Here is a 4,346-nt window from a genome sequence, read left to right on the forward strand (position 1 = left end):
TCCGGTCCGCTTGCCGTCCGGTCCGCTTGCCGTCCGGCCCGCTTGCCGTCCGGCCCGCTTGCCGTCCGGCCCGCTTGCCGTCCGGCCCGCTTCGGTCCGGCCTGCCAGGATATCGGGCGAATCCGGTGGGGTCACATCGCCGACCCGCCGCGGCACGTCAGGGGGACGGCGCGCGTAGCCTGCGGAGGTGTTCGTCGTGCTGTTCGTCACCGTGGCGTACGCGGTGCTGATCGCCCTGCACGCGTGGATGATCCGGCGTCACCGCCTGGCGGGCGCCTACGAGCCGCGGGCCGCGCGGTGGCTGGCGGCCAGGTTCGGGCCGCTGCCACCGCCGCGATCCGCCGGCCCGGTCCTCGCCCGCCGCGAGGCGAAGGCGTTCGACCGGCTGCTGACCGGCGACCTGGACCCGGCCGAATACCGGGCCCTGATGGCCGCCGTGGCAGCGCAGGATGCGGTCGAGCGGCCGCTGAAAGTACCGGATCCGCTGTTTTGAACGCTTTTTGCTTTTTTATCGTGGTGGCCCGAAAGTGATCATGCCGGGGTTGGGCGCCGCGACGTCGATGGTCGCGGTGACGGTGCCGTCGGGGGTGAGGGTGAGCACCTTGCCGTTCTTGGTGGCGAGCAGCACGTCCGCGGTCACCCATACCGCCGGGTACGGAAACGGCCGGTGCTGTCCTGTGGTCGTGTCGTAGAGCTGCCAGCCCTCCGACGTGCCGGGCGGGCCGACGACGACGTAGCGACCGCCGGGCGACCAGGCGAACGGGCCCGCCGGCAGCGCGGTGATCGGCAGCGACCGGGTAGGTTCGCCGGTGCCGGCGTTGAAGAGCTGCAGCTCGCTGACCCGTTCCTCCGCCTCGCCGCCGGAGCGGTCGGCGATCGGCAGGACGACTTCCTGCCCGTCCCGGGTCCAGGTGAAGTCGCAGCGGCTGCAGTCGTGCCGGTCGTGGTCGATCCAGTGCTTGCTGATCGCGCCGGTCCGGGCGTCGATGACGGCGAACCCGACCTTGAAGGGTTCCTTCTGCGTGATGCCGCCGACGAGCCGGTCACCGGCCGGCGACCAGTTGAAGGTGCCGACGAGACCGGCCGGGTCCACGGTGACCGGATCTGCGCCACGCACGCTTGTGAGCTGCAACGACTCCGGCCCGTCGATGACCAGGATCCGGTTGCCGACCGGCGCCGGGAGGACGGGTTTGCGCATCAGGACGTACTCGTTGGTGGCCCGGTCGAGGACCTGGTCGCCCACGCCGGCGACGACCCAGCCGCCGGGCAGCTCCGTCCTCGTCATCGCCGGCGTCCTTGTCGGCTGCGCCGCTGGTGACGGCGCGGCGGCGTCTTTTTGCGACAGGAGCGTCCAGGGCAGCGCGACGGCCACGGCCGCCAGGATCGCGGCACCGGCGGTGGCGACCCGGCGGGCCCGGCGGATGCGCCGGCCCCTGGCCATGCTCCGCGCGGCGAGCCCGGCCCTCGGTGCCGTCATCTCGCCGGTCATCTCGTCGATCGTCTCCTGCAGCAGCTGCTCGAACCGCATCAGTGCCGTCCTTCCACGAGATCGGGCGACCAGTCGAGCTGGGGCACCAGCTCGCGGAGCTTGGCCAGCCCGCGGGATGCCTGGCTGGCCACGGTGCCCTGCCGGCACGACAGGACCGCCGCGGTCTCCTCGACGCTCAGGTCCTCGAAGTACCGCAGGATCAGCACCGCCCGCTGCCGGGGCGGCAGCGCCCGCAGGGCGTCACGCAGCAGCAGCCGCAGCGCGGTGTCGACCTCCATCGCCCTGTTGCCCGCCCGCTCCGGCGGCTCCGGCACGCTGACCTCGGCCTGCCTGCGCCGGCTGCGCCACCCCGAAGCGAACTCGTTGTAGATCATCCTGCGCAGGTACGGCTCTGGCTCGTCGATGCGCCGCCACCGCGAGAACGCTTTGGCCAGGGCGGTCTGCACGAGGTCCTCCGCGGCGTGCCGGTCGCCCGTCAGCGCGTACGCGGTCTTGAGCAGCGCGTGCGCACGCTGCTCGACGAAGGCCGAGAACTCGGCCTCCTCGGGTGTGTCCACGGCGGGCACCTCCTTCACCCTCTCCGACGCTGAGGGTGGCGGAAACTTTGCACCGCCGCGCGGCTACGACTCGCGCGGAGTCCTTGCACCGCCGCGCGGCTACGACTCGCCCGGAGTCCTTGCACCGCCGCGCGGCTACAACTCGCGGAGTCCTTGCACCGCCGCGCGGCTATGACTCGCCGGGGGTGCGGACCCAGGTCGGCAGCGGCTCGCGATGGGCGAGCCAGTCCTGCGGGATCGCGTCCCGGCCCACCGCCGCGGCGACCACGCCACCGACGATCGCGGCCGTGGTGTCGACGTCCCCACCGGCCTCGACGCACGCGAGGATCGCCGCGCGGTAGTCGTCCAGGTGGGTCGCGGCGGCCCACAGCGCGAACGGCACCGTGTCCTGCGCGAGGACCTGCGAGCCGTTTCCGAGCGTGTACGCCGCCTCGGCCACGCTCACGTTCGCGTCGATCAGGTCACGGGCCCGGACCAGGCCACTCTTCACCTTGCTGTCGACCTGGTACGCGAGCACCGCGTCGAGCAGTTCGACCGGCTCCAGCGGCGCGGCGACGAGCCGGGACCACCCCGCCTCGGCCGCCGCGACGGCAACGGCGACCGCGCCGAGGATGCCCTCGCTGTGCGCGTGGGTGACCTCCGCCGTCCGCATCGCGTCCAGGGCCGCACTACGCGAGTCCCCCGAGTGGAAGGCACCGAGCGGCGCGACCCGCATGGCGGCCCCGTTGCCCATCGAGCCGAGCCCGTCGAACGCGGCCCGGGCCGCCTCCCGCCACGGCATCCCGTCGCGGATCTGATGCAGGATGACCACGGCGCCGCCGCCGTAGCCGCGGTACGGCTCATACCGCCGGGCGAACGCGGCGGCCAGCCGGTCCCGGTCGATCCTGCCGTGGACGGCGAGCTCGTCGACGATCGAGCAGGCCATCTCGGTGTCGTCGGTCCAGGGCCAGGCCCCGGCCGGCTCGTCCGCTTCAGTGATGTGGGAGACGGTGGTGCCCGGCACGAAGAACTGGGCGCCGACCGCGTCGCCGACGGACAACCCGTCGAGGCTTTCGCAACAGAGATCGAATGAGGTCATGACGACAGCAATGATGCCACGCCCGTGGCATGGTGATACGGCCGCTTCTTCTTCGCCGTGCCCCACCGCGACTTGAGCCGTCACACCCCAGCTCCACCGCCGATCCAGCAGGACGACCATCGGAGGCAGCGCATCGTGACCGAGTGGACCAACGACACGGCCATCCAACGCTGGGGGACGATACCCCGCGACGCGTTGCAGGCCACGGCACACGACGGCGACTTCGCCAAACGCCATCTGATCAACCCGGTCCTGCTGCGCATGCTCGGTGACCTGCAAGGTCAGCGGGTCCTCGATGCGGGCTGCGGCAACGGCTACCTCAGCCGGATACTGGCTCGGCGAGGCGCCCAGATCGTCGGCGTCGAGCCCGGCCAGTCGCAGTTCGAGTTCGCCGTGGAGCAGGAAACCTCTGCACCACAAGGCATCCAGTACGTGCAGGCCGACCTCTGCGCCCTGCCGGACCTCGGCGCACCGTTCGACGCCGTGGTCTCCAGCATGGTCCTGCCCGCCGTCCCGGACTGGACCGGCGCCATGCGGGCCTGCGTGCAGGCGCTGAAGCCGGGCGGGCTGTTCGTGTTCACCGTCAACCACCCCTGCTACGAACAACTGTGGCCCACGTGGCGCCAGCACGGCGAGTACCGCACCGCCCGCTACCTCGCCGAGTACGAGATCCCCGGACCCAGCGGCGTCGACTTCCACCGCACCATCGCGACCTACCTCAACCAGCTCATCAGCCTCGGCTGCCACCTGACCGAGCTCGCCGAACCCGGCCTGACGCCGCAACTCGCCGAGAACGGCCCCGACGGCATCGACGCCTACACCCACCTGCCGAACTTCCTCATCGCCGCCGCGCGACGAGCAGCCTGACCACCACAACCAAGCCCGCCACCCCACCGCGGCGGCCAGCACCGGCCGTCTCCAGCGCCACAGAACACCCGCGACCCGCAAGCAACAACGCAGGCCAACCAACCCAGAAACCCGCACAACTCTCGAGAGAGCACACTTCGAACGCCGCCAGCAGATGGCGCCCCGGCTGCGCCGACCGATCGTCGAGAGGCATCGTTCCCGCACACCGATCAGGCAGGTTCGCAGCCCGCATTGCGGGACCTCAGATCTGGCGTCTCCAGGGACGCCCGCTCGCGGAGACGGAGACGCCCGGTCGCGGAGACGGAGACGCCCGGTCGCGGAGACGGAGACGCCCGGTCGCGGAGACGGAGACGCC

5 protein-coding genes are annotated in these 4,346 nt (G+C 71.7%); 2 read left to right on the forward strand and 3 right to left on the reverse strand.

The window, feature by feature from the left end:
• Window positions 1–187: 187 nt before the first annotated feature.
• On the forward strand, window positions 188–493 hold the full coding sequence (locus tag Dsi01nite_RS01775; RefSeq protein WP_203844200.1) for a hypothetical protein: 306 nt from the start codon (window positions 188–190) through the stop codon (window positions 491–493).
• 15 nt (window positions 494–508) lie between these two features.
• Here the strand turns inward: Dsi01nite_RS01775 and Dsi01nite_RS01780 are convergent, their stop codons facing one another.
• From Dsi01nite_RS01780 to Dsi01nite_RS01790, 3 genes are all read right to left on the reverse strand, one after another.
• A complete protein-coding gene (locus Dsi01nite_RS01780) occupies window positions 509–1,528 on the reverse strand; it encodes a TolB-like translocation protein (protein ID WP_203844201.1) in 1,020 nt (339 codons plus the stop codon).
• Window positions 1,528–2,046: a SigE family RNA polymerase sigma factor gene (locus Dsi01nite_RS01785; RefSeq protein WP_203844202.1), complete on the reverse strand. Its 519-nt coding sequence runs from the start codon at window positions 2,044–2,046 to the stop codon at window positions 1,528–1,530. Before Dsi01nite_RS01785 ends, Dsi01nite_RS01780 begins: the two co-directional genes overlap by 1 nt.
• 169 nt (window positions 2,047–2,215) lie before the next feature.
• Window positions 2,216–3,124 carry an ADP-ribosylglycohydrolase family protein gene (locus tag Dsi01nite_RS01790; protein ID WP_203844203.1) on the reverse strand — a complete coding sequence of 303 codons (909 nt, stop codon included), beginning with the start codon at window positions 3,122–3,124 and terminating at the stop codon, window positions 2,216–2,218.
• A 135-nt stretch (window positions 3,125–3,259) separates the two neighbouring features.
• Between Dsi01nite_RS01790 and Dsi01nite_RS01795 the strand changes: the two genes are divergently transcribed.
• A complete protein-coding gene (locus Dsi01nite_RS01795; RefSeq protein WP_203844204.1) occupies window positions 3,260–3,991 on the forward strand; it encodes a class I SAM-dependent methyltransferase in 732 nt (243 codons plus the stop codon).
• Window positions 3,992–4,346: the final 355 nt, after the last annotated feature.

Source organism: Dactylosporangium siamense, assembly GCF_016862795.1.
In the GTDB taxonomy this organism is placed as follows: domain Bacteria; phylum Actinomycetota; class Actinomycetes; order Mycobacteriales; family Micromonosporaceae; genus Dactylosporangium; species Dactylosporangium siamense.

Excerpts from the sequence above, each read along its gene's own strand:
- Dsi01nite_RS01780 (WP_203844201.1), bottom strand. The coding sequence starts at position 1,528 with ATGCGGTTCGAGCAGCTGCTGCAGGAGACGATCGACGAGATGACCGGC.
- Dsi01nite_RS01790 (WP_203844203.1), bottom strand. The coding sequence starts at position 3,124 with ATGACCTCATTCGATCTCTGTTGCGAAAGCCTCGACGGGTTGTCCGTC.